Consider the following 24,914-nt stretch of genomic DNA (forward strand, 5'->3'; position numbering starts at 1 on the left):
AAATCGCACGAAAAACCAAATATTATTTAAGTTTTATGGCTTTTCCGCCAACCTTCAACACATGTAACTGTCCTGCATGGAAGGGCAACATGATTACAGAGCCATCAGAGACGGTTGAAGAGAGCAGCATTCCACGTAAATCATAAAGATCAATTCTCGTACCAGCAGGAACCCCTGTGAGCCAAAGGCAACTGCCATCCTTATGCCAAGTCCAAAGAGATTCCTCTACCGCATTAATGGCTAAAGCATCTCCTATAATTGCATTAATGGAAATAGAGCTGCATTGAGGCATGACGAAACTACAAGAACTTCCTTTTAGCTGACTTTCTTCGATACCTGCGCTCGTCTTACTAATAATGTTCCAGCCAGTAATCACTTTACCCTCAGGCGCACGCCCTTCCAAGGTGACAGTATGATTGGCAAAGAACTTGCCATCGAAGCGCCCACGACTGAGAGGGACATTATTGAACTTCATCTCCAAACCATCAATAGGGAAAACCGATGTGTTAACTGTCATAGGAATAGGACTACCCAAATCAAACTGCTCGCCAAGTTGCTTATACATCTCCGCAGTACGTCTCGACACCCAATTACGAGCATTTCTCAACTCATCGTCATAGTTAGGCCACCATGGATTATCATAAACAACACTTCTGTGATGTTTCCATTCATCTTTTATTTTCAAATACATCGGATCCCAGACGGCTCGAATGCCTTTCTCATTCAGGAAGTCACCCATATAGATACTAAAACGGTCGATGAACTCGCGACAGAAATCCTTATCTTCCATCAGGCGACGGAAAAGACGAGTAGACTCACTGGTGATAGAGAAGTTGGCACCTTTATGGAGATTCCAGTCATTCGGGTTATACCACTGGGCGATAATCCTATGATCGTACCCTCCTGACTCACCAGCATTACCTCCATAAAGGCCCATACTATAATCAAGATCTTTGGCTATCCATCGCCACTTGCCACCCTCTGCTCTTGGGCGCCACATCACGTTGTTATTGCCAGGATAGTCGAGATTATTAAAATAAAAGTTCATAGCTGTGATTCTGATATACTCCTCCCAGTCCATGAGCTCTGCATATTCTGCCAACGTGTGGCCATGTTCGTTATAAAATCTGGTAAAAGCTCTGAAGTTATCGATAGTTCCCTCTTTCAACTCACCATTTTCTATCAAATCAATATCTTCCAGTCCGTCGTAGTGGGTGATGATATTGTTCTCGTTAGCTCGCTCACGGATATTTAGAATACACCAATAGTTACCATTGATATAGATAACTGCTGGGCGCCAAGCCTGATAATCAATGTCTGTATATTCTGCCATAGAACGCTGGGCTACAGCATCACGCATATAGATGTAATCGCGATCATTACCAGCATTACGGAGCACAACAGACTTATAATTGGTAAGGTTTGGACACTGGTCAGGGAAAAATTCATAATCCATATTTTTCTTCCCAAAACGTTTATGGCTGTATATGGCCATCGACTGCCTACTGGCTTCTCTCGAATAGGCTCCCGTGATACGGGTCTCACAGAGCTGATTAATCTGTGAAGGCTGTCCCTCTTCATCGAAAAGCTCTATATTGATGGGGCGACGCCAGTCTACCTGTCTGTTCTTTTCATGCGTCTTGTTGTTTACAAAGATACCGATACTATAATCATTGAGATACTTGTTGTCTGTCACAATACTGATAACTGGTATTGACAACTTTCGATCATGAAAGATGTACGACTGAACGCTACTTCTAGGTGAAAGCCAGCCTTTGCAAAACAGTTTGGCACGAATGGCCGTAGACTTATTGATGGGTATCTCTGCGGTGTATCTGGTGCTGTAAATCGTTGGTTCAGTACCATTAGTAGTATAATGAATCTCCGTGCCTTCCGGACTGCCCTCGGGCAAAGAGAGTTGCAGGTTGAAAGCCTGAACTCCATTCATCACACGTCCCAATTCGCTGAACACAGGCTCACCCAAAATGTGATCATGGTCGCAGATATTACCTGCGTTAGCTTCTTTGGGTGTTGGAGTCAACTGGTAACCCCATTCTTCTGCTCCATCTGTCTTGCGTCCATAGGCAATATTGGGTGCAGGCTGCTTTTTCAGGTTTTCCACTTTATCAATTATATCGCCCGATTTAAACAAATACACAGAACAGCCTTTACCTGAGTCTAAACGGAAATTGGTATGCAAGTATTTGGCTTCTTTGTCACAATAAATAAGCGCATACTGACCACCCCCCACCATCACGTTAGGCAATATCCATGATTCACTCTCTTTGTCACTAGTACCCAATCGAAACTCTTGCAGATTGACGCCTTGCGAAGTCGGATTATATAGTTCCACCCATGAATCAGGGAATTCTTTCAAATCATCCATCACGCAGTCAATGTTCGACTGCATGAGTTCGTTGATAACAAGTTGTGCCTTCATAGTCTGAAAGCAGCATAATAGAATTGCGGCAAATAAGGTTTTCTTCATCGGTAATTAATTCATTCGGGATGCAAAGGTAGCACAAATCCAAAGAAAACCACAATATAAACTGTTAATCAAATGAAAATCTTCAAGCGAATAATACCCACATGAATTTGGTTATTCAATCACTTATTTGTATCTTTGCAGCAGAATATGGCAGGAACATTGAAGGAGCAAACTGCGAAAGGGCTCTTCTGGGGCGGAATGAACAACGGCGTGCAGCAGTTGCTCGGTCTAGCCTTTGGCATTATCTTAGGTCGACTACTCGATCCTTCAGATTATGGTATGACGGCGATGTTGGCAGTATTCTCTGTGATAGCCAACGAACTACAATCAAGCGGATTTAAAACTGCGCTCATTAATCTGAAAGAGCCCAAGCACGAAGACTATAATGCTGTGTTTTGGTTTAATATTCTCGCGGGAACATTTATCTATGTAGTACTATGGTTCTGTGCGCCTCTGATAGCTGATTATTACGACAAGCTCGATCTGATTCCCCTGAGCCGTTATGTCTTTTTAGGCTTTGTGTTCTCGAGTTTCGGTATGGCACAATCCGCTTATCTCACCAAACAGATGCAGATAAAGCAGATAGCCCAGTGTGGTATGACAGCCACGTTGACATCGAGTATTGTCAGTGTGATACTGGCTGCCCTTGGTTTTGGCTATTGGGCCCTCGCCACACAGTATCTGATGTATATTGCTGTCAACACCTTGTTATTATGGTACTTCAGCGAGTGGCGTCCTACACTCTCACCTCTCTCATCTCTCATCTCACCCCTGAAAAGACTTTTCCCCTTTAGTTTTAAGATCATGCTCTCTGCCATCTTCACGCAAGTGAACAATAACATCATGAATCTGTTGCTGGGACGTTATTATGGTGAGACGAATACTGGCCACTATAATCAGGCTTATCAGTGGAGTTCCAAGTGTTTTATGCTGGTGGGGAATATGCTGAAACAAGTAGACCAGACCGTATTGGTCGGACTGCATGACGAACGCGAACGCCAATTAGCTGTACTCCGTAAGATGATGCGCTTTACTGCCTTTATCTCTTTCCCATTGCTTTTTGGCTTGGGGTTGGTGTCGCATGAGTTTATCGTGCTGGCCATTGGTGAGAAGTGGGCTTTCTCGGCTTCGCTGTTGCCCCTACTCTGTCTTTGTGGCGCCTTTATACCCCTCTCTACACTGCTCACGGATTCCATCATTAGTCTGCATCGCAGCGATATCTATCTGTGGAGTACGGTTGCTTTAGGTATCCTGCAGATAGGCTTGATGGTAAGTCTTTGGCGAGAAGGCATCTACACCATGGTGATTGCTTATACCTTATTAAATATAGTATGGGTATTTGTGTGGCATTTCTTTGTTCGTCGATTGATGAACTATCGTCTTCTGGCTTTCCTGAAAGACATCATTCCGTTTGCCTTGGCAGCAGCAGCAGTGATGGTAGTGACGGGTTTAGCCACACAGAGCATATCAGCCCTTTGGCTAAGGTTACTGAGTAGGGTGGTGATGGCCACCATTCTCTATCTTGTTGTGATGCGCCTGGCAGGAACAGTGATTCTGAAGGAGATCATGGCCTTTATCTTCCGAAAAGGTATTTCTTGAAGAAAGGACTCACACGAAGCAATTGAGAGGTAATGATGCAGAAGCCTACAACAATCAGGGCAACCGCAAACGATGCTGTGGTATCGAGTATAAAGTTGTGGCGGTTGGTCTGAAAATAGACGCCTACTGCTGTCATCTTTGGCAGAAAGAAATAGTGAAGCAGATAAATATCGAGCGTCCGACGACCAATGAACTGAAGACTCCGACCTACCATTGTCTTATCAGAGAAAAACTCCTGATAGTGTCTGAAGAACATAAAAACCATAGAGAGCAACAGAAACATGGCCAAAGTATGTGGCAAAGAAGTCCATTCGTGTCGCAAATTGTGCCACACAATGACATCGAGTGTACAAACCACAGCCAATATGGTGATTATAGGAAAAAACCAATTACTATCCATCAGTTGTTGAGCCTTGTCCCAATAACGATGCACGATATTTCCGAAGAGGAAAAAAGGAAAATAGCGCATCATCTCAACTAAACTGGTATAGTTGAGAAACTCGTTCTGAGGTCCCTTATGTCCTAATGCCCAAGAGAAATAGCGAGGCAGATAACAGGTCTCGAAGAAACCCAATGAAATAACAAAAAGTAGAGTAATGGGTATCCACGACTTGATACGCAGCTTACTCTCTGCGTAAGAGAAGACATAGTAGGTCAGCAACATATAGAGCAATACCAGCGTGAACCAATAGCCTGCCTTCATCGAGGACGCCATCGCATCAGAGAAACTCTTGGCAAAGGGATCGGTGGGTATCATGGCTAAGTACAGTAGGAAGAACACCACTGTAGGGATAATCTGCACCTTAAACTTCTTCCAGGATAGTTCACGAAGGGTCTGTCCGTTCCATACACGACTGGCTTTATAGGCTAAGAATCCGCTGATAAAAAAGAACAACGGCATACGGAAGAGCAGGAAGAACTGGAGGGCAGCTGACCAACGGATCTGCATGCCAAACGACTTAAGGGCTATATGGTTGGTAACCACAAGTAGCATAGTAAAGCCACGCAGAGCATCGAGCCACCCCATACGTGACTTCTTAATCGAGGAATTCAAGTTTTCCAACATGAAGTGTTAGTTTGTTTAAATCTGGCAGTTGCATATAATCACCAAAGATATGACGCAGATGGGCATCGGCATTACCTGGAACAGGCAACAGATGACCTTCGAACTCATGGGTAGTAAGTGGGAATATCTCATCTATATATCGAGGGTTATGGAAGGGAATCCCCATGCCACTTGTAATCACTTTCCCTGGCAGTATTTTACAGATTAAGCGCAGAATCGGGAATAAGACTTTATTATTTATATTAAAAATACGACGTACAGAACGTATTGCCTTTTTATCATTAGTACTCGTACGCCATATCTTATACATATGGCCCACGGTCTTCTCTGTGAGTTTATGAAGCCAGATGGGGTGCTGTTCCATTGGAAAGATATCGATGTAGATGCCCTGCTCTTGCCACAAGCGGTCGTAACCGTTCTGTTCAAGCATGCGAGAACGACGATCGCGCACCTTAGCATAAAAGTAGAAATAATTAGGGTCTGTATCGCTATTCTGAAGAGCGAGCCAGTTTGGCAACTCTTTTGGCAGGACCTCCATCAATCGCACATAATCAGAACGAAGCATCTCTATATCGAGATCATCATCCCAAGGTATATATCCATTGTGGCGCATGGCGCCAATCAAAGTACCACTACTAAGCCAATAGCGTATGTGATGTTTCTTGCATATCTTATCCACCTCGAGCAATATCTCGAGCATCCGCATTTGCTGGCGACGTAAAAGTGAGCCTTCGAGATTAAAACGAGTACGAAGCCCCCATGCCATCACTTTATCGATGATGGGCGTATTAATATGATATTCTCTAGCCAACTTCTGAATGATATACAATCCATAGGGGAAGTCTTCCGTGAAGTAACGACTGTCAAAATCGGGGATGTAACCTCCTTCAACCTGCTTCATGGGCGAATGAATACCCTTAAAGGCATCGATAGATTGTAACTTTCGAGTAAGGGAAGGGGCATCGGTACTCTCATAGTAGTCGAGAATAGTGGGGATGCTGCCTTTACGAACAGGTAGTACGTCTAATAACTTAAAGAACTCGCGATCCATATCGATGAGCAGTTGCGAGGCTTCATCAGTCCATTCCTCATAGAATAAGGAGGGTTCTGGATAAATTACGCCCTCATGCCAGCCCTTCCACATAGTGTAAAGACGTGAAGGATGCAGAATGGGATTGCTGTTTGTAAGGCTCACCTCATAAAAGCTCTCCATCAGCACCGTCGGTGTAGATAGTAGTTGCTCTATCAGAGCGCGAAGAGATTCTTTCTCCTCCGTCTGCTCGATGGCCACATGTAACGTTGGTTTATAGCCCAACAAGGTTGCAGAGCGTCCATACTCTGTGGTTCGTGCTATGAATGGCACGCGTTGAAAGCCAAACAACGGAGTCTTAGCAGGAAGAGTCGCCTTTGCCTCGAAAAAGAAGCCTGTACTGCTGACAATGGAGCCCACAGCAGTCTTTGTGCTAAGGAATGGACAAATCAATTGTAGTTCCTCGCGGATGGAGAAACCAGGAAGACAGAGCAGCACGATATCGGCCTCAGGAATCACCTCTGCAGGATTTGCACTTATATGACTGACAGAACCTTGCAAATGTATTCCTTCGGGAGTATTGATAGACAGTTGTTTCTGCCAGCGCTCAGGATGGCGCGTTAGCAATGAAACCTCACAATTATCATGGGCAGCGAGAAATCCCGTCACCACATGGCCTAAATTGCCGCCACCACAGATACATACATTAGTCTTCATGCCAGTTCTTTCAGAGCACTAATCAGTTGATCGTTATCTTCCTGACTGCGAACAGAGACACGGATAAAATTCCTTCCCTTAAGCCCATTCTTTGAATCACAATCCTTAATCATGATGTTATAGCGTGCTAAAAGAAGTTTAGTGAGTTCTGTAGAAGAGTATTTGTCAATAAGTTCTATACAGAAGTAATTGGCCTGAGTTGGCAATACACGCATATAAGGTATCTGCTTTAGCTGTACCTCAAAACGCCGACGCTCAGCTATAAACTGGCGACACGCTTTCTTGTAATCGTTTTCGTATTTCCCAAAAATCTGCATATAGAACTCAGCAAACGAGTTGATATTCCATATCGAGATATCTTTCTTAACCCACTTGATGAGCTCGGTATCACCACTAGCTAGTACACCAAGACGCAAGCCTGGCACACCATACGACTTAGAGATACTTTTCATCACTACCAGATGAGGATTTGCAGAAAGAATATCATTGGAAAGTAATGTATTGTGCTCAAAATCATCACTGAAATCCACAAATGACTCGTCGACAATCAGGCGAACGCCCAACTCTCGACTCCAAACAATCAGCTTCTGAAGTCCTTCCATGCCAATAAAGTTACCCGAGGGGTTATCGGGATTGATTAACAACAGGCTCTGTATATTCTTATCACTAAAGAAGGCGATAAGGTCGTCTTCTGTATATTTCAGATTGTTGTTCCGTGGTGAAAAAGCAACAATATTCTCTGTCCTCAAGCGATGCGGATATTCTTCAAATGTGGGGTATATAACACCCATTTTACCATCAGAATCCTCCATTAGGCTTTTTATAAGCTCCGCTGCGCCATTACCCACTACCACATAATCTTGACGGATTCCAAAATACTTTCCTGCCAATAGAGAATTTACAAACATGCCCGAAGGATATTCTGTAAGCAGCGTGTCAAAACTGCTACGCAGTTCATCTTTCATCTGCTGGGTTGGGAAATAAGGATTCACCAGATAACAATAGTCAAGCATCTTGGGAAATCTCCAATGGCCGCCATAGCGATAGTTAAATCGACGGAGCATCTCCTCGTCTTCAGCAAAAATAGTCTCAGCGATGTCAAGATCTTGCACATCGTCAATCTCATACCATTTCTCACTACCTATAGGCAGAGCTTTCAACTCGGCGTTGTCGAGTAAAGTGATGACACGCAATACCTGTTCGTAGTATTCATTGTTACCCAAAGCATGGCAATAGGCCTCAAGAAAAGGTACATACTTATGCTGCGAGAATGCTTTCGAAAACTTATAGATGTTGACTGTCTTGTAGTAGTGGTCTACATCATCATATTTAAATGCCTTCTTAGGTACAAAGTTTACTATATTGTTATCACCATCAAGGCGTACCATCGTCCCATCCATCCATGATTCGTACTTAGCAACAAGCGCCAGATTGGGATAGGGATTGTCAAGAATCATAGAAAAGAGGCGGTCGCTGAAAATGAGGTCGCTTTCAATTAACAGAGTGTCATCTTCCATTAACTGGTTCTTCACAAGTGAGAGAGAGTAGATATTATTTGTCTTGTCGTAGATAGGATTATCAGCATACTCAATCTTCAACTTGTCGTCGTAGCGATGGCCAATATAGTTTATCAGCTTTTGTCCCTGATACCCTACAACAATAATGACACGATTCAGAGAGAGTTGAGAGAGCTGTCCAAGCAGACGATCAATCAGCCGCACTCCATTAACAGGAACCATACATTTCGTATTATCCTTTGTCAATTCTCCAAGTCTGCGACCCATTCCTGCCGCCAAAATGATTGCTTGCATATCGGTTTACGCTTTATTTTGGCGCAAAGGTACAACTTTTTAGGGAAAATTTGTATCTTTGCAGCGAAAAAGTGTTGATATGAAGCATCCTGCCAAAACCGATATTGCAGTTCTGTTGTTGTTTTTTAATCGCAGCAACACTTTCAAGCAAGTATTTGAAGCTGTACGTAAGGCTCGTCCCTCTAAGTTGTTGCTTTATCAAGACGGCCCTCGCGGTGAATGCGATAAGGCAGATGTCGAGGCGTGTCGTGAGATTGCAAGCGATAAAAATATCGACTGGGAATGCGAGGTGCATCGTAACTATTTGGACCATAACGAAGGCTGCGATCCTTCTGGTTTCCGTTCCCACCAATGGGCTTTCTCACTGGCAGATAAGGTCATCGTGTTGGAGGATGATGTGGTGCCTTCACAATCGTTCTTCCCATTTTGTAAAGAAATGCTCGATAAATACGAGAATAACGAACGTATCTCGATGATTGCAGGGTTCAATATTGATGAGGTATCACCTGATTGTGAGGATAGCTATTTCTTTACGTCAGCCTTTAGCATCTGGGGGTGGGCATCGTGGCGACGAGTGGCAGAACGCTGGGATTCAGACTATGGCTTTATGCGCGACCCAGAGAAACACCGACAACTGGAGCGTATCGTCAGAGAAAGACATCTGCGCAGCGATATTTTGCAGATGTTTCATGACCACAGTCAGAGTGGTAAAGAATACTTTGAGACGATTTACTGGGCAGATATGCTGTTGCACGACTCCTTGGCGATTATGCCAGCTAAGAATCAGATCAATAACATCGGACTGATGACTGACTCTACTCATTTCTCTGCAGAACTGAAAACCACACCACACAGGATTCGCAAAATGTTTACCATGATGCGCCATGAATTGCCGTTTCCATTGAAACACCCTGCCGTTGTAGCAGAAAATAAAAAATATCTGGAACGTCTTTATAAAGCCAACGCCTGGAACCATCCATGGATAAAGGTTCAGAATTCTGTCGAAGAACTTTTTCTAAACCTGCGTTATGGGAACTTCAAACATATTCTTAAATCCCTCTCTCGTCGCCTCCGTAAATGGACGGGCACAGAGAAGCACCATTAATTTCCACGAGTAATCTCGCTTTGAGTAATGTAGTTTCTGTCTGCTGGCAGGGATGTTGGCGTAATAGTGTAACACCTGCCATCCATCAGGTTCAACGTAACCTTCTCGAAACGAGGCACAGACAACATATAGCGATCTGTGGCTGGACAGACAGGATAAAAACCCATGGATGCGAAGACATACCATGCTGACATCTGACCGGCATCATCGTTGCCAGAGAGTCCGCCAGGAGTGTCGTTATACTCTGTATCGAGAATATGGGTCACACGCTCGATTGTCTTCTCGCGCTTATCAATATAATCATAGAGCCAAGCTATCTGATGACAAGGCTCATTACCATGCCAATATCTACCTGCTGTGAACATAGAATCGAGTCTTGCCTCAAACTTTTCCTTGCCACCCAAAGTTTCAACCAGTCCCTCCACATTATGTGGCACATACCATGTATAGTGACAAGTAGCTCCCTCTGTAATATAAGGTTTACGATGGATAAAGTCGGTGTTGTTCTCGAACATTCCATCTTGATGACGACCATCGCAGTAGCCCGTTTGGGGATTAATTACGTTTCGCCAATTCTCTGAACGGCGCATCAGTTCTGTATAGTCTTGTTTTTTGCCTAAAGCCTTGGCCAGTTGAGCTACAGCAAAATCATCAAAAGCATATTCCAAAGTGCGCGAGGTTTGCTCATCCTGATGATATGCATCTTTTATGCCATCCTCCAAAGGTATATAACCATACTTCAGATAGCTCTCAAGCGCTCTACGCCCCATACCATTCTTATACTCCAAAAGAACGGGTGTTTCAAAGGCATTCTTCCGCATGCCTTCATAAGCTTTTTCTACATCAAAATTGCGAACTCCTTTTATATATGCATCAGCCAAAGTAGCACTACAATGATCGCCTATCATGGCAGCGGTATAGGAGTTCCAGCAGGGGAAGATTGGTAGCCATCCTCCCTCCTCATACATGGTGACCAGCGATTGCATCATATCAGCAGCTTTGTCCGGAGCTATCAGCGTATAGAGCGGATGCAAGGCACGATAGGTATCCCACATTGAAAAGTCGCCATAGTATTTCCTTTTTTTTGATGTCTGGAGTGTCCCATCAGCAAACTTGGGATATGTGCCGTCAACATCACTCATCTCGCGAGGGAGGAACGAACAGCGATAGAGCGCACCATAGAACTGATTGGCGCGAGCAGTATTCGTGTCTTCTACATCGATGGTATGTAGGCGGTCTATCCATTGCAGGGCTGTCTGTGCCATCATACCGTCAAAATCGTAGGCTTCTGCCTCGAAGGCAAAGTTATTATAGGCACCCTTTTTTGATGTGAACGATGAGGCTGCTTTCAATATGATAGGCTGACTAGCCTTGCCATCGAAAGTAAACCAAGCGCAAAGACTATCGACACCAAAATCCTTGATTTCATCGTAGGACTGCAACAGATAATGGCCCTCGAAACCGGTCTGTTCGCCCCAACCCTGATAGATACGATGCACAGGGTTGTAGCCATAGATGGTCTTGGCCAAATTGTCTATCTCGAGATAGCCCTCCTTGTAGTCGCTGTTATGATTAAGCACTATGTGGATAGGCCCATCCACCTCTGGCGTGATGCGGAAGATGGCTGCGTGACTAGAACCAGTTACCTCTAGCTTCAGTCGCTCTTTAGGCAGACGGACTGCATAGTAATGAGGATGTGAAACCTCTTGCGAATGCGAGAAGGGTGTAGCACGCTCTGTGGGAGTTTTACGTAGTTTGCCACTAAGTGCAGCAAGGGTGAACGACCCATAATCCTGAGTGCAGCCACCTACTATCCAGTGACTGTTGCGAATGCCTTGAAACAGCGAGTCAGTATAATAATAAGGTGCTATGCACTTCTTCTCTGTATCTTGAGTTTGTGGAGTCCAGAAGTTCTGACCATTGGGCACGAGTACTGCAGGCAAGGTTTGTCCATGTTCCTCAGAACCTTTGCCAAACAGACCTGCTGTCTTAGTGTTAGCAGGAGCTGTGCCTACCATTGTGTTCAAGGCATTCAGTTGGCGAAGATGTTCAAAGAAATGGATGTTGTCATTTACTTTCTGCTTTAATTCTTTCCAACTATAAAAAGCCTTATAATCAAATTCGCCAAGGCTTGCAGTTTTTTCGTTAAGCAGTAATTGCACAAGCACATCACCTTGTGCATTCTTATAGAATATCATCTGGAGATTTGCCGCCATCGGCAGAATCTTATCCATATAATCATACTGCTCTGTTCTTACTCCTTCTACACCTCGAAGTTTTATCCCCATCAGCGTCATCAGGCGATAGAGATTAGAATCATGCCCAAAGCGAAGATCTGCCCCTGTTCCACCACGAACGATTGCCGCATCCACCTCTTTCTCAATGCGTTGCCAAAGAGAGATGGCACTACGAGCAGGGATGCCTTCGTTCTCAATCAGGTCGCCATGAACTATTGTCATGCTACGATTATTCTTATTGTAAACCGCCTTCAGTTCCTCAGGAGTAAAAATATCGTAAAGCGAAACATTGAGCTCTACATCCTGCATATCCGATGCGATGGTATGCAGTTCTGTAAGCAGTTTCGTTGGGTTCTCTATCTTCGATGGATCCATGAAAAGGGCTTTGATGAATCTGTCTGGCGATATCATCAAGGGCACATTGGTGCGATTCTCCAAAGCCTTCTCTTCTGGTGAGGTATAGGCAATCCAAGCCATATCCTCCTCTCGGGTGACTGGGTCGATATGTATAGAAGGATTGAGCGACTGCAGCTCAGACACGAAGTTATTCATACTCGACTTACAACGCTGATATGTACTGGAATGGGCTGTGAGATGAGCATCGGCCGTGAAGAGCTGTGGAAAGTTATGGAACATTCTACGAGCAATTCCCCGATGCTGACGAACTCCTAAGGGTGTTAGCAATCCACCATTGCCTTTAGCGTTCTTCCACACCATTTTCAATCGCTTGCGAACACTCTTACCCAACTTCGTAAGATTTTTCTTGTCCTCGAAATGCTGGTTCACCCAGAGATACCTATTGTCATTTGTCAGCCAACGTGAGCCATGACGCCCGTAATGCGATATATAGAAAGGCTCGTAACCCTCAGGAGCCTCAGCAAGTTCTGTTTTCTCGACGGGATAGGCATAATATACGCCTCCCATCTGTTCGTTTGTTTTTTGCTGTGCTTTCGCAAGAGCACAGATGCATAGTAAAGTAGCAAGTAGTAGTTTTCTCATGATGTCTATTCTATTTTCCAATCAATCCCTAATGGATTATTTCGCATTTCAAGCACCAAAGGAAGTCTTTCATTGGGTGAAATCCACATCTCTGTACGATCAATATCAGCACGAACATGTAAGGCATCCTTCGTTTGATCCAAAAGTCGCCACGTAATACCATCATAAACAAAACTGCCATTCTCCTTTAAATTGCGGAGAGCTTGACGAGAGATGAACGCAAAAGTTCCATGTACCTGATACTCTGCGCCGTCTGCTGGCATCTCCCAACAGAAGCCTTTGCCATTTTCCACAACAGACTCGGGTATCTGATAGATTGCCTCTTTACAGGAGACGCTCATCACATTGTCTTGCCAACGATAGGTAAGAGGCCATGTTCGGAACTGCTTGTTCAGCGTAAAAGCAATCTTTCCTGAATAGAAGGGCGTACACGACTGGCGTTTTGCTCCGAGAGGAGCAGGACTTTGCTCCGAGGAAAACTGGACTTTCTGCGCCCCGTTGATAGCAGGCCCAAGCTCGAGTGTGCTCGGAATATAGTCTGAGTGCACTTTTTCCTGTCGCTTTGATGAGATGTAGAATACAAGTTCTCCCCCCTCCATCAAGTCCGCGTGTTCTAAGCGAGCGCCATCAAGCTGTCTGCCATTCAGCGTTACTTTTTCAAAATGAGTACCCTTGCCTTTAATTATTGCACGCAACGTCTTGCCATTGGTGAGTTGTAAAGTCCATTTTGGAATCAATGGCGCATGTAACAGATAGTAGCTCTGTCCTGCATTGGGATAGATGCCCATCATATGGAAAGCCAGCCACGAAGACATGGCACCACTATCATCATTACCAGGCAGTCCGTCGGGCTGGTCGCTGTAATTCTCCGCGATAATCTGACGGACACAATCCGAAGTCAAGTCAGGGCGACCAATCCAATGATACAGGCATGGGGTGAGGAAGGATGGTTCGTTACCCACGTTATAGCGTTTACGACTGAAGAACATATCCAAACGTTTGCGGAAGGTCTCTGACCCGCCACAAGCCTCAATCAGGCCTTCAACATCGTGAGGGATGCTTAATGAATATTCTGCAGAGAGCGCTTCGTAGAAAAACGTACTCCACCAAGGCAGATACCAAGGAGCCACTTTTGTTACTGGGGTGTAGGGTATTGTGGGATGGAAGACTTTCGACTTACCCCAGGGCACAGAGTCGAGCCATTGGCCGTTTGCGTCCTTTGGCATAATGTAGCCTTTCACGTCGTCCCATTCATAGTCAGAACGCCAGAGGTTTTTCCAGTTCTGCGACTGTTTCAGATACCGATCATGGATATCCATGCGACCCAAACCTTTCGCCACCTGAGCGATACAATAGTCGTTATAGGCATATTCTATGGTTCGTGTGCCAGCTCGATCGACGCCATAGGGCAGATAGCCATACTCCAAATACTCCTTCAGTCCGCCTCGTCCGTGCTTCTCATGATCTGCTCCAGGATCCACTTCGGCATCTTTCAACATTGCCTCAAGGGCAAAGTCATAGTCGATACCCTTTACACCTTTCACAAAGGCATCAGCAATAACCACTTCTGCATTCGAGCCGCCTTGAGTCCTTCCGTTGGAGTCGCCGCTACGGGCATCCGGCATATAACCTTCTCGCTTATAGATATTTATGAGCGAATTAACGATATCCGCCTCACGTTTCTCGTCTATCAGCGTAATGAGTGGCGAACTGGAACGATAGGTATCCCAGATGGCATAGTAATCATCATAATAAGGCCTTTCTGTCCATTTGGGATTCTCACCTGTTTTATCTACAGGCATCAGCATCGTGTGATAAAGGGCAGTATAGAACATACGCTTCTGCTGGTCTGTGCCATCAATATGAACACGCCTCAGCAAGACCTCCCAGTTCTCGCGCAATTGTGTCAGTTGGGCATCAAAGCCGCACTCTGGAATATTCCGCTTGGCTTGTTGCTCACTGACATACGAGATGCCGACCTTTATATTTAACAAAGAGTCTGTAAACTCTATTGTGTTTTCGCTCTTCTGTATAAAAGGCTTATCGCTCATCAGACAGAAATAGACTGTATAGGCTTCGCCATTATTCCAGCCTCCGCGAACCCGCGAATAGCCTCGCACCTCATGGGCACTAACCACTTCTACCTCACCACCAATAAACTGTTGCTGCTCACGCAAATCGGGTATAGGGTTCTTGCCTAAGTAGTGGGTAGCATCAATGAGCAACTCCCCATTTTTCGGATAATGTATTCTATAGAAAGCGCATCGATCTGATGTCGTAATCTCTGTACGGATGCCATTTTCGAAAGTCGTCGTATAATAGCCTAATGAAAATTCCTCATTCACTCTGAGCTGAGGCACGACACCTGGTTGGATAAGTATATTACCATATTTCTGCCCACCACCAGTACCACTGACATGAGTTTGCGAAAAACCTGTTACCACTTCAGGCATCTTCGCCCAACCAGCGTTTGGCTTCACTGTGCAATCAGGGCCTGGTTTACACATTCCAAAGGGCATCGAAGGTCCTGGAAACGTTCGTCCTACACCCTCGCTACCTATTCTCGGATCGACAAACTGCCATACTTGCGCCACAGCAGTCATCGAGGCGAACAGCATCCATGCGGTTAGAAAAATTGTTTTTAGTTTCATGCTGCAAAGATATGAAAAAATCTCCAAAAGACAGCGAAGAGCAGACTGATATTTTAGCTATTAGTGAAATCTTCGCCAAATGCCTTGATATACTCCTCGTGGAAAGCCCTTGATATATCCTGGGCCTCATAGACTTTCCCTAAACGTTTCAGTGCTTTCATCTGATATGAGAACGCCTCAATATGATAAGGGTCAATGTAGAGCATCACCTCTGTCAGATATAACGTCAACTTCAGCTCGCTATTAGCATAAGTACGTTTCATAAGACGCAGAATGATTGGCGACATAACACGCTCTGTTTCTGATTTAAACTGATCGAGAGTAGGCATGTTCTGTGATTGCAGGAATTTGCCTCGACGAAGAATACTCAACAGACTTTGTTCTGTATATGTCTCTGTCATTACCTGATGCTCATAGTCCAGATAGTCACAATAGAAAGGTTTTTTAATGATGAATTGATAGAATCCATCCACATAAGCCAGTTCGATACCATCTATCTCTTCAAGCACCTTTCTTAGATGATTCATGATTACACTTCGCGAGTTCTTAACCTTGTCTGCAGGCTTATCTCCCCATAGCATCGTTCCGATAAGCTTTGAAGAGATGCCACCTCGTTTATTGTACCAGAACAACAGGCATGTCAGTTCACGCAACTTGTCTGTAAAGAGATAGGAAATATCTTTATTCTTTCGATCAAACGCCGTAAAATTACCAAAAAGATAGATGGCATTTGCTCTACTCTCCGCTACTTGTACATCAAGTTTTTCATTATACCTTACCAACTTCTTTTGCTTACAACGTCTATAATACAAATAGAATAATGCAGCAGCAAACATTGCGAACAACGTTATTCCAATATATACCAACTTGGTATCAATGGGGAGCTTTGAGACTCTGGCAAACTCAGCATCAGACAATACTGGCAATTGAATGGAATAGAGAGTTATTGTCGAGGCGATATCATCAGTGAACTCCTGGACACAGACATAGAATTTATCTACGATGGGATCGTAGTAGATGTTGGCATTTGTCGCTATTTTATCTGACTGTATGGGAATAGAGTCGCCCAACATCTCCATACTTCCGTCAGTAAGTGAATATCTGCAGAGTCGGAGGTGAGATTCAGAAAGAGCTTCTGGATAGCAGAGCGTATAGAAATAATTGCCCATGATAAACATGTTGCGAACTGGCACAGTATTTTGCTGTTTCCCCCGTTCAAGACTCCATAATAGTTTGGTAGAGTAGTTTTCCAGATCAACCTGATAAAGATCATATAAATATCGTCTACCTACAGACTGATTACCAGATTCATTTCCCATTCCACCAAAGATGTAAGCATAACGGCACTGCGAATCAATACCAAGCGAAGTAAAATAGCGCGGAGTGCATGTTTTAAGGGTTTTGGCTTCTTCCCAACGATGTTCTTTTATGTCATAGATGTTAAGATTACGGAAATATAACATGCTGCCAAATCCGCCAAAAATACAAAATCTGTTCCTTAGTGTATCGAGAATATTTCCATGATGATGTAGTTGGGTTGGTAATTGGTCATAAGACTCTGGCGTCCATTCGAATGTGTTGAGGTCCAGACTGGCAATAGATGGTTCATCACGCGGTCTGTCTTCTAGCCGATCATATTTGAACACCTCGTATGTATATAGTCTATCAGATCGTGTATCAATGAAATTCATTCCAAGATTAATATCTACAGGACATGCTGCCGAGAAAGCACGATAAAGAATGTCGTGATTATCTGCATTATATATAAATAAGGTGTCACGCGTATAGCCATAAAACAAATGACGCTTGGGATGAAAATTGGCTCCGGCATTGTTTGAGAAATGCATACTGACAAGTTTCTGCCAATGGTAACAATCATTGATAACCCAATACGGATTGTCTACATGCCCCACCTTCCGCTGGTTCTGGTCATACACATCATTACTTCTGCTTTGCGATAGAGGAAAAAAATAATCGGTTGCTCCACCTCCTTGAATATGCAAATTCTTGATAATAGCTGATGGTACTTCGATCAGATAATCATAACGTCCAAACACTATCATCGGTGATAACACAGCAGGCAGGTTGTCCACTTGAGCCTGTGTCTGTTTTCCGTCTATGGTCATTAGTATCTTTTTCCTGTCAAGGTCCAGACAAAGTGAGAACTTAACCCAACCCTTATCTAATAACGCTTTCTTGTCAAAATGACTTCTGAAAAGAGTTGTCTTACCCTCTTCATTAAACTCAAACCAATCATGACCTCTTCCGTCATAGAAAAGATTATAGTTTACTCCTCTTTTATCATCTATCAGATGCAGTAAATATCCCACCTCATCCACTCGTGGCATCTGAAGGTCAAATGAAATATTCAGTTGTTGCGTAAATACAGGCTTCTTTCCTTTAAACACAACATACGAGGTTCGGCCATCGATAGAGTCGGTAGGGTTCAAGAATCTGAGTCCTTGAGCCGATGATTCAATGATATTGCCTATAATCAGTACAAGCAATAGTATTTTGTAGAATTTGGGCATACAGTTATATTAGGTGGTGCAAATGTAACATTTTTGAAGGATAAAAACGATAAATACAACTAGGATTAACACTTTTAATCGTAAAATAACCCATAATTAACCCATTGATTAAGTTGGCGAAACTATTTTTGCATCCGATTTCGTTTTTTCGATTTCTGAGAATAATTAAAATGGATTCTAACAATAGCTAATTAACAAAAAACATTTTTATGAATCAAAGAACCAAGACCTCAAAGATTGTAGCATATTTGTTCGCAATATGCTTCATGGTGTTTATCAACTTCAGTTGTAGTGACGACACCAACAATGATGCAAATCATTTAGGAGAAGGTGATGTAAGTGGTATCATCGTTGATGATCATAATTCACCTCTACAAGGAGTATTAGTGACGGTAATTGACACCGACATAAGTACAACAACCGATGCCTCTGGTAGCTACACCTTAGTAGGAGTGCCTATTGGTAAGCATGTTATTTCATTTAGCAAAACAGACTATCAGACTGTTTTTTGCACTGTAGCACCATAGTCATGGGTTGGTGGTATGGCTTACGTCAGAACATCCCTGCGTTATGCTGCTGCACGTATTACTGGCCGTATCCTTGATGCAAAAAACGGCAAAAAACCCTTAGCAGGAGTTTCGGTTTCTCTAGGTGGTACATCTGTTCAAACAAACAGTGAGGGTATTTACACCCTATCACAATTACCCTTAGACAATTATTCCGTAACGTTCTCGTATGCCGACTATAATATTGTGACACGAAATGTGAAGGTTGACGATTTTATAGACGGTATTGCCCAACTGCCTGATATTTTGCTGGGCGGTGAAGAAATCCTACCAGGGCTAACTTTGATCGATTTAAAGTCATGTACTCCTTGGATGTATAACGAATATCGTGGTGGTCGTAATGCCGACAACTATCCTCAATTTGACTGGAGCGTCGATTATATGTGTACTCTTGATATGACGGGTAACTGGGAAGAACAGAATGAGGGGACCACGATGAGAGTAGATGAAAGTAAGAGTAGCTCCCCTGATTTGGAAAATCTTAACACGTTTATATATGGTAGAAAGCATATCACAGAAGATAATAAGATTATGACAATCTTTGCCCGTACCCATCAAGGGCCTGCAATATGGAATGTAGTTGTTGTAGACTTAAACGAATCGAAGCCACAGGCAAAGAAGTTGGGTGACAACATCTCATTCCAAGATGGCAACTACAAGAACTTTGTATTCGACCTCAGTGCGTATGTTGGCAAAGACATAGCCATTGCCGTAGGAACATACTATTCTGGCGAGTGGGTTCAACTTGTACTGCGTCGTATCAGCTTTGCACCTTCAGCCACCAACGGTCTTGCTTGGTTACCAGGTAGTCCTATCAATGATGCACTCGAAGATTTACATCTGACACAAGAGATGGTGCGTGGTACTATGCCAAACGAGCGAAAGTCGTTTACAGGAATAAGCACCTACGATGGACGTAAGGATCGTGATGAATATGTATGGGCATATCGTGACTGGAATAAGACAGGGCACGTAGCTGCATACTGGGGTATGACGTCAATCACCAAGGACTGTGACGTGTTCACTAACGAGGGTTACACCATCAAAACACGTGGTGGCAACGGTATTGTCAGCACATCGAAAGCCGAGAGCTATCTCTATAGCAAGTTCGCTATCGATGATAACAATAAGACATTTACCCTCCGTGCACGCAACTTCGGTGATTATCCAACATACTACAAACTGATTGCCATCACAGATGATATGAACGTGAAATATCTCCAGCCTACTAAGGATTCGAAAGTAGACGAACTGGCAGAGGGCCCCGACGGCACCATCAAGTTCAAGCATAAGAATGGCGATACAGGACACCCTGAGAACTATGGAAAATTCGTATTCGATCTCTCACAATATAAAGGTAAGAACGTAACACTTGTTCTTGCTGTTTATAAGGGCGAGGAGAATGGCGATGAGAATAAGGTAACCATCTATAGTATCGACTTGAATTAAACAATAATATGAATAAGAAAATGAAAAAAGGAATTCTGACTATGGCTAGCCTTGTCATTGCCATAACCACAACGGCTAGTTGCGGTAGCAACAACGACATTTTACCAGATAGCCCTAACACGCCCGTTACTCCTCAGCCCGTTGAGAATAACGATATTAGCGTTCGAAATCTCACAAGAGCAACCATCCTATTTGATGCTGCCATGCAGCATTATATTAGTGGTGAAATGAAAATGGCCGATATGTATAATCCGTCAACAGACAAGCCCTCTGGCGAAGCAGATGTATGGCCATATACAGCCGCTATCGAAGCTTGCAATAGTATCCTTGAGGGGTATAGCTCTCTGACAAAGGCAGGAAAGAAGCCAGAACAGGGAACGGCATCTGAATATAAAGCCCAGCTTGAGAAACTCTATGACGGTCTGGAGTATTATGCAGGAACCTTCAAACTAACATCTTATACTCTAAATAATCAAGAATGGACTGTATACGGTGTACATCGTGGTAGTATGAAAGGTGGTGCCAGAGTAGATGGCGACCAGAACGTATACGACGATCAGCAGTGGATTATCCGCGAACTATTACGTTCGTGGAAAGCCACTGGCGAGCAGAAATATCTAGATAAGGCAGAATATCTCACAGCCTACGTTCTTGACGGTTGGGACTGGTGCCTTGATGATAAACAAAACACTTGGGGTAATGAAGTTGGCGGCATCACATGGGGCCCATCATATTGCACCAAACATGCTTGCAGCAATGGGCCTTTCATATCTCCACTTGTATGGCTGGCAGAGTATTACCAAGGGAAATCCGACAAGATTACGTATCGCACTATTAGTGCAGACGGGAAGCGTCAGGATATTACATCTACAAAAGCAGATTATTACCTGATGATGGCAAAGAAGATATACGAGTGGCAACAGTATAATCTTCGTGCATCGGATGGCATATATCTAGACATGGTTGGAGCAAACAACAATATCCGATATGAAGTTGTAGATGGAGTACAGTATCGTATCTCAAATCCAGGTACAGGCGCAGGAGGAACGAAACACACCTATAATAGTGGTACGATGGTTAGCGGTGGAGCCGACCTATACTCTCTTACCCACGACACCCGTTACTTAGACGACACCCGTAAACTTTATAACGACACATTCTCGTACTTTCCCAAAAAGAATTCAAAAGGCAATTGGGATTATGCATACAGTAACTTCAGTCGCTGGTTCGATGATGTACTGATGCGTGGATGGATTTCTGCTGGTGAAATTGGAGTAGATACAAAAGAAGGAATCGAAACATTCCAAACTAACCTTGACTATGCATGGGACAACTTCCTACTTAATAAGACACTGCCTCGCGGACTTACAGGAGGTTGGAGTAATAATGATGCACAGAATGACGTACGTGCCTTAGTGGCCTTTGCATACGCTTCTGAGTATGGCATGCTGGTAAGTTCAGTATTACAATAATAACTAAAATAAAACAACAATATGAATTTTACAACTAAAAAATGTATACTTCTGTTGCTTTCTGCAGTTTTCAGCATTGGCTTGCAGGCACAGAGTATCATCACCGTAAAAGGAAAAGTTACCGACCAGAATAATGAGCCTGTTATTGGAGCCACAGTAACCTATCATGGAACAAAAACTGCTGTAGTTACCGATCTTGACGGTCACTATTCTATTTCTGTAGCAGATAACGGCACACTTGATTTCGTCTATATCGGCATGAAGGCAGTGAGCCAGAATGTACAGAATCGACAGACTATCAATATTACGATGACCGAGGATGTTTCAGAACTTAATGATGTCATTGTAGTAGGTTATGGTACCCAGAAACGAGGGTCTATCACTGGTTCTGTAAGTGCTTTACGTGGTCAGGAGATGCTGAAAACCAATAATGAGAATACGCAAAACATGCTCACTGGCCGCATCGCCGGTGTCCGTGTGTGGCAGCAGAGTTCTGAACCAGGAACCTACCGTAACAACTTCGATGTACGCGGTTTAGGGGCTCCATTAATCGTTATCGACGGTGTGCCCCGTTCTGTTGAGGATTTCCAGCGCATGAATGCCAACGACATTGAGGATATATCAGTATTGAAAGACGCCTCGGCTGCCATCTATGGTTTGCGTGCTGCTAACGGAGTACTGCTCGTAACTACCAAGAAAGGAGGTATGGGCAAGACGCAAGTAAGCTATAGCGGTTCATTCACAATCCAAGCACCTAAAAGTATGCCCAAACTGCTCGATCCCGTTCGTGCAATGACTCTGATGAATGAATTGAAGAAGAATAATATCGATGGTGGCGCTCCTATGTTTACAGAAGAGGCCATTGATGAATATCGCAATGGCACCAAACAGGGCACCAACTGGAACGACCTGATTTTTGCAGAAACGGCCCCTGAGACGAATCACAACATGACCATCAGTGGAGGTTCAGACAAGATGCAGTACTTTGTCAGTCTTGGTTACCTCTATCAGGAAGGCTTCTTAAAGAGTGGCGACCTGAATTATGACAAGTTCAACATCACGTCGAAGATCAATGCCGAAATAGTCAAAGGCCTAGACTTCGAACTGCAGATAAACGGCATGCTCGACAATCGCAACAACCCCTACACATCGACAACCGACATCATCCGCAACTACTGGCGTCAAGGTCCACTCGCAGCAGCTTATGCAGATCCAGAGCACACCATGCTCAACTATCAGAATCTGGATTTGGGAGAGAATGCCGTTGCCGAGATGACAAGCGACATCAGTGGATACAGGAAATACAAGCGTTACCAGATGCTGACCCAAGGCACACTCACATTCGACTTCGGCAAGTATGTCAACGCACTGAAAGGTCTTACTGCCCGCGCCATGTATTCCTACGATTTCCACATGGACAAGAACGAAATCTATCGCCGGCAGTACAACCAATATGCCTATGATCCTATAACAGACAGCTATATCCAACAAGTTTATTCAGGTAGCTCACCTGCCCAACTACGTAAAGAGCATTATGACAACACACAGAAGCTGATGCAGTTCACTCTGAACTACAATCGCACCATATCTTCACATACTATAGGCGCTATGATTGGTCTGGAGACTCAACAGAAGGTTTACGATGGCTTCTATGCTCGTCGGAATCTTGCCTTCAACAGCCCTTATCTGTTTAATGGCGTTGACGAAGGTCAGGTGGGTAATGCCAACGCTGGCGATATCCACGCAGCCAACTACAACTCATTCATCGGACGACTCAACTACAACTATGCCGACCGTTACCTTGTTGAGGGTCAGTTCCGCTACGACGGGAGCTCACAGTTCGCCCCAGATCATCGTTGGGGATTCTTCCCTTCTGCTAGTGCCGGTTGGCGTGTAAGCGAGGAACCCTTCTTTAAAAATATCGATGCCCTGCACTTCATCCAAAACCTGAAGGTTCGCGCCAGCTATGGCGAGATGGGTGATGACTCTGGTGCATCTTACGACTGGGTTGCTGGTTACTCTTATCCTTCAGGCGGTAGCGGCGATGGCAACAAGGGCTGGTATAATGGTTATGCTCCCGGATGGATGTTTGGTGGACAGTTTATCTATGGTGCTTCACCAAAAGCCATGCCTAATGAGTCAATCTCATGGTATAAGTCTAAGAGTTTCAACATTGGTTTCGACTTTTCCGCATGGGATGGTAAGCTGGGCATCACCTTCGACTACTTCATCCGTAAGCGTACTGGTCTCTACATGCAGCCAGGCGACTTCCCTACAGTTATCGGTGCTGATGCACCTCGACTCAATGCCAACAGCGACCAGCACATGGGGGTAGAACTCGAGATTTCGCATCGCAATCGTATTGGCGAGGTAAACTATGGATTGAAAGGTATCTTCAGTCTGACACGCAATAAATATCTCACTGCCGTTCAGAACGCCACCTATGCCAACAGCTACGACAAATGGCGTCACGACAATCTGAATAATCGTTACCAGGGCGTGCAGTTCGGATATACTTCAGCAGGTCGTTTCACCAGCTGGGAGGACATCTGGAACTACGACATCTATCATGAGCGTGATGTATTACCTGGTGATTACAAATATGAAGACTGGAATGGTGACGGCGAAATCAACGGTCTCGATGAGCATCCTTTCGCATACGACCAGACACCATGGATGAATTACTCGTTCAACATCGATGCTAGCTGGCGAAATTTCGACCTCAACATTCTCTTCCAGGGATCAGCCATGGGTAGCATGCGCTACGAGGAGCCTCTCTATCGTATCTGGGGTTACGAGGCGGCTGCAGGTGGTACGCTCGAGCAGTTCTGGGATCGTTGGCATCCGGTTGACCCAACAGCCGATCCATGGGATCCTACACAGGAGTGGGTATCTGGTTATTATGCCTATACGAACCACAATCCTTATGGAAACTCTGAGTTTAATCGTGTCAGCACAGCCTATCTGCGTCTGAAGAGCGTTGAGCTGGGATATACCCTGCCTAAGATGAAGTCGCTCAATGGCATGTCGCTCCGTATCTATGCCAATGCTTACAACCTGCTCACTTTTACTGGTGTTAAGTTCGTAGACCCAGAGCACCCCGATAGCGACCTCGGCCGTTTATATCCTCTGAATAAAACCTACACCTTTGGTCTGCAATTGTCATTCTAAGTTGAACATATTTAGTTAAAAT

At 44.2% G+C, this 24,914-nt stretch carries 13 protein-coding genes; 6 read left to right on the forward strand and 7 right to left on the reverse strand.

Features of this window, described 5'->3' with window-relative positions; all coding sequences use genetic code 11:
* Positions 1-22: 22 nt before the first annotated feature.
* Positions 23-2,440, reverse strand: a complete 2,418-nt coding sequence (locus T325_RS11745) for a CotH kinase family protein (protein ID WP_036914242.1) — start codon at positions 2,438-2,440, stop codon at positions 23-25.
* A 195-nt stretch (positions 2,441-2,635) separates the two neighbouring features.
* Between T325_RS11745 and T325_RS11750 the strand changes: the two genes are divergently transcribed.
* On the forward strand, positions 2,636-4,087 hold the full coding sequence (locus T325_RS11750) for a lipopolysaccharide biosynthesis protein (RefSeq protein WP_036914244.1): 1,452 nt from the start codon (positions 2,636-2,638) through the stop codon (positions 4,085-4,087).
* Here T325_RS11750 and T325_RS11755 read toward each other — a convergent pair.
* The 3 genes from T325_RS11755 to T325_RS11770 are packed head-to-tail and all read right to left on the reverse strand — an operon-like array spanning position 4,062 to position 8,711.
* Positions 4,062-5,153, reverse strand: a complete 1,092-nt coding sequence (locus T325_RS11755) for an acyltransferase family protein (RefSeq protein WP_036914247.1) — start codon at positions 5,151-5,153, stop codon at positions 4,062-4,064. The genes T325_RS11750 and T325_RS11755 overlap by 26 nt on opposite strands.
* A complete protein-coding gene (locus T325_RS12955; RefSeq protein ID WP_081911216.1) occupies positions 5,125-6,900 on the reverse strand; it encodes an NAD/NADP octopine/nopaline dehydrogenase family protein in 1,776 nt (591 codons plus the stop codon). The genes T325_RS11755 and T325_RS12955 overlap by 29 nt, the downstream gene beginning before the upstream one ends.
* On the reverse strand, positions 6,897-8,711 hold the full coding sequence (locus tag T325_RS11770) for an aminotransferase class I/II-fold pyridoxal phosphate-dependent enzyme (protein WP_036914250.1): 1,815 nt from the start codon (positions 8,709-8,711) through the stop codon (positions 6,897-6,899). Before T325_RS11770 ends, T325_RS12955 begins: the two co-directional genes overlap by 4 nt.
* 79 nt (positions 8,712-8,790) lie before the next feature.
* Between T325_RS11770 and T325_RS11775 the strand changes: the two genes are divergently transcribed.
* The gene (locus T325_RS11775) at positions 8,791-9,816 is read left to right on the forward strand and encodes a glycosyltransferase family protein (protein WP_036914253.1); all 1,026 of its coding nucleotides are present in this window, start codon (positions 8,791-8,793) and stop codon (positions 9,814-9,816) included.
* On the opposite strand, the gene T325_RS11780 is transcribed toward T325_RS11775, so the two are convergent.
* Genes T325_RS11780 through T325_RS11790 form a run of 3 tightly spaced genes read right to left on the reverse strand, consistent with a single transcriptional unit; the run spans position 9,813 to position 18,234 of the window.
* Positions 9,813-13,052 carry a GH92 family glycosyl hydrolase gene (locus T325_RS11780; protein ID WP_036914256.1) on the reverse strand — a complete coding sequence of 1,080 codons (3,240 nt, stop codon included), beginning with the start codon at positions 13,050-13,052 and terminating at the stop codon, positions 9,813-9,815. The two genes, T325_RS11775 and T325_RS11780, sit on opposite strands and share 4 nt — an antisense overlap.
* Positions 13,053-13,057: 5 nt before the next feature.
* On the reverse strand, positions 13,058-15,703 hold the full coding sequence (locus T325_RS11785; RefSeq protein ID WP_036914259.1) for a GH92 family glycosyl hydrolase: 2,646 nt from the start codon (positions 15,701-15,703) through the stop codon (positions 13,058-13,060).
* A gap of 53 nt (positions 15,704-15,756) precedes the next feature.
* Positions 15,757-18,234, reverse strand: a complete 2,478-nt coding sequence (locus tag T325_RS11790; RefSeq protein WP_051949878.1) for a hypothetical protein — start codon at positions 18,232-18,234, stop codon at positions 15,757-15,759.
* 209 nt (positions 18,235-18,443) lie between these two features.
* Here T325_RS11790 and T325_RS12635 point away from each other — a divergent pair, with 209 nt between their 5' ends.
* The 4 genes from T325_RS12635 to T325_RS11805 are packed head-to-tail and all read left to right on the forward strand — an operon-like array spanning position 18,444 to position 24,892.
* Complete coding sequence (locus T325_RS12635; protein WP_081911218.1) at positions 18,444-18,761, forward strand: carboxypeptidase-like regulatory domain-containing protein; 318 nt, start codon at positions 18,444-18,446, stop codon at positions 18,759-18,761.
* Positions 18,762-18,776: 15 nt separating this feature from the next.
* Positions 18,777-20,249 (forward strand): carboxypeptidase regulatory-like domain-containing protein, encoded by a 1,473-nt coding sequence (locus tag T325_RS11795; protein WP_051949879.1) that lies wholly within the window; start codon positions 18,777-18,779, stop codon positions 20,247-20,249.
* Between the two features lie 20 nt (positions 20,250-20,269).
* A complete protein-coding gene (locus tag T325_RS11800) occupies positions 20,270-21,721 on the forward strand; it encodes a glycoside hydrolase family 76 protein (RefSeq protein ID WP_197051347.1) in 1,452 nt (483 codons plus the stop codon).
* A gap of 21 nt (positions 21,722-21,742) precedes the next feature.
* On the forward strand, positions 21,743-24,892 hold the full coding sequence (locus T325_RS11805; RefSeq protein ID WP_036914264.1) for a SusC/RagA family TonB-linked outer membrane protein: 3,150 nt from the start codon (positions 21,743-21,745) through the stop codon (positions 24,890-24,892).
* Positions 24,893-24,914 lie beyond the last annotated feature (22 nt).

The organism is Prevotella sp. FD3004 (genome assembly GCF_000746155.1).
In the GTDB taxonomy this organism is placed as follows: Bacteria; Bacteroidota; Bacteroidia; order Bacteroidales; family Bacteroidaceae; genus Prevotella.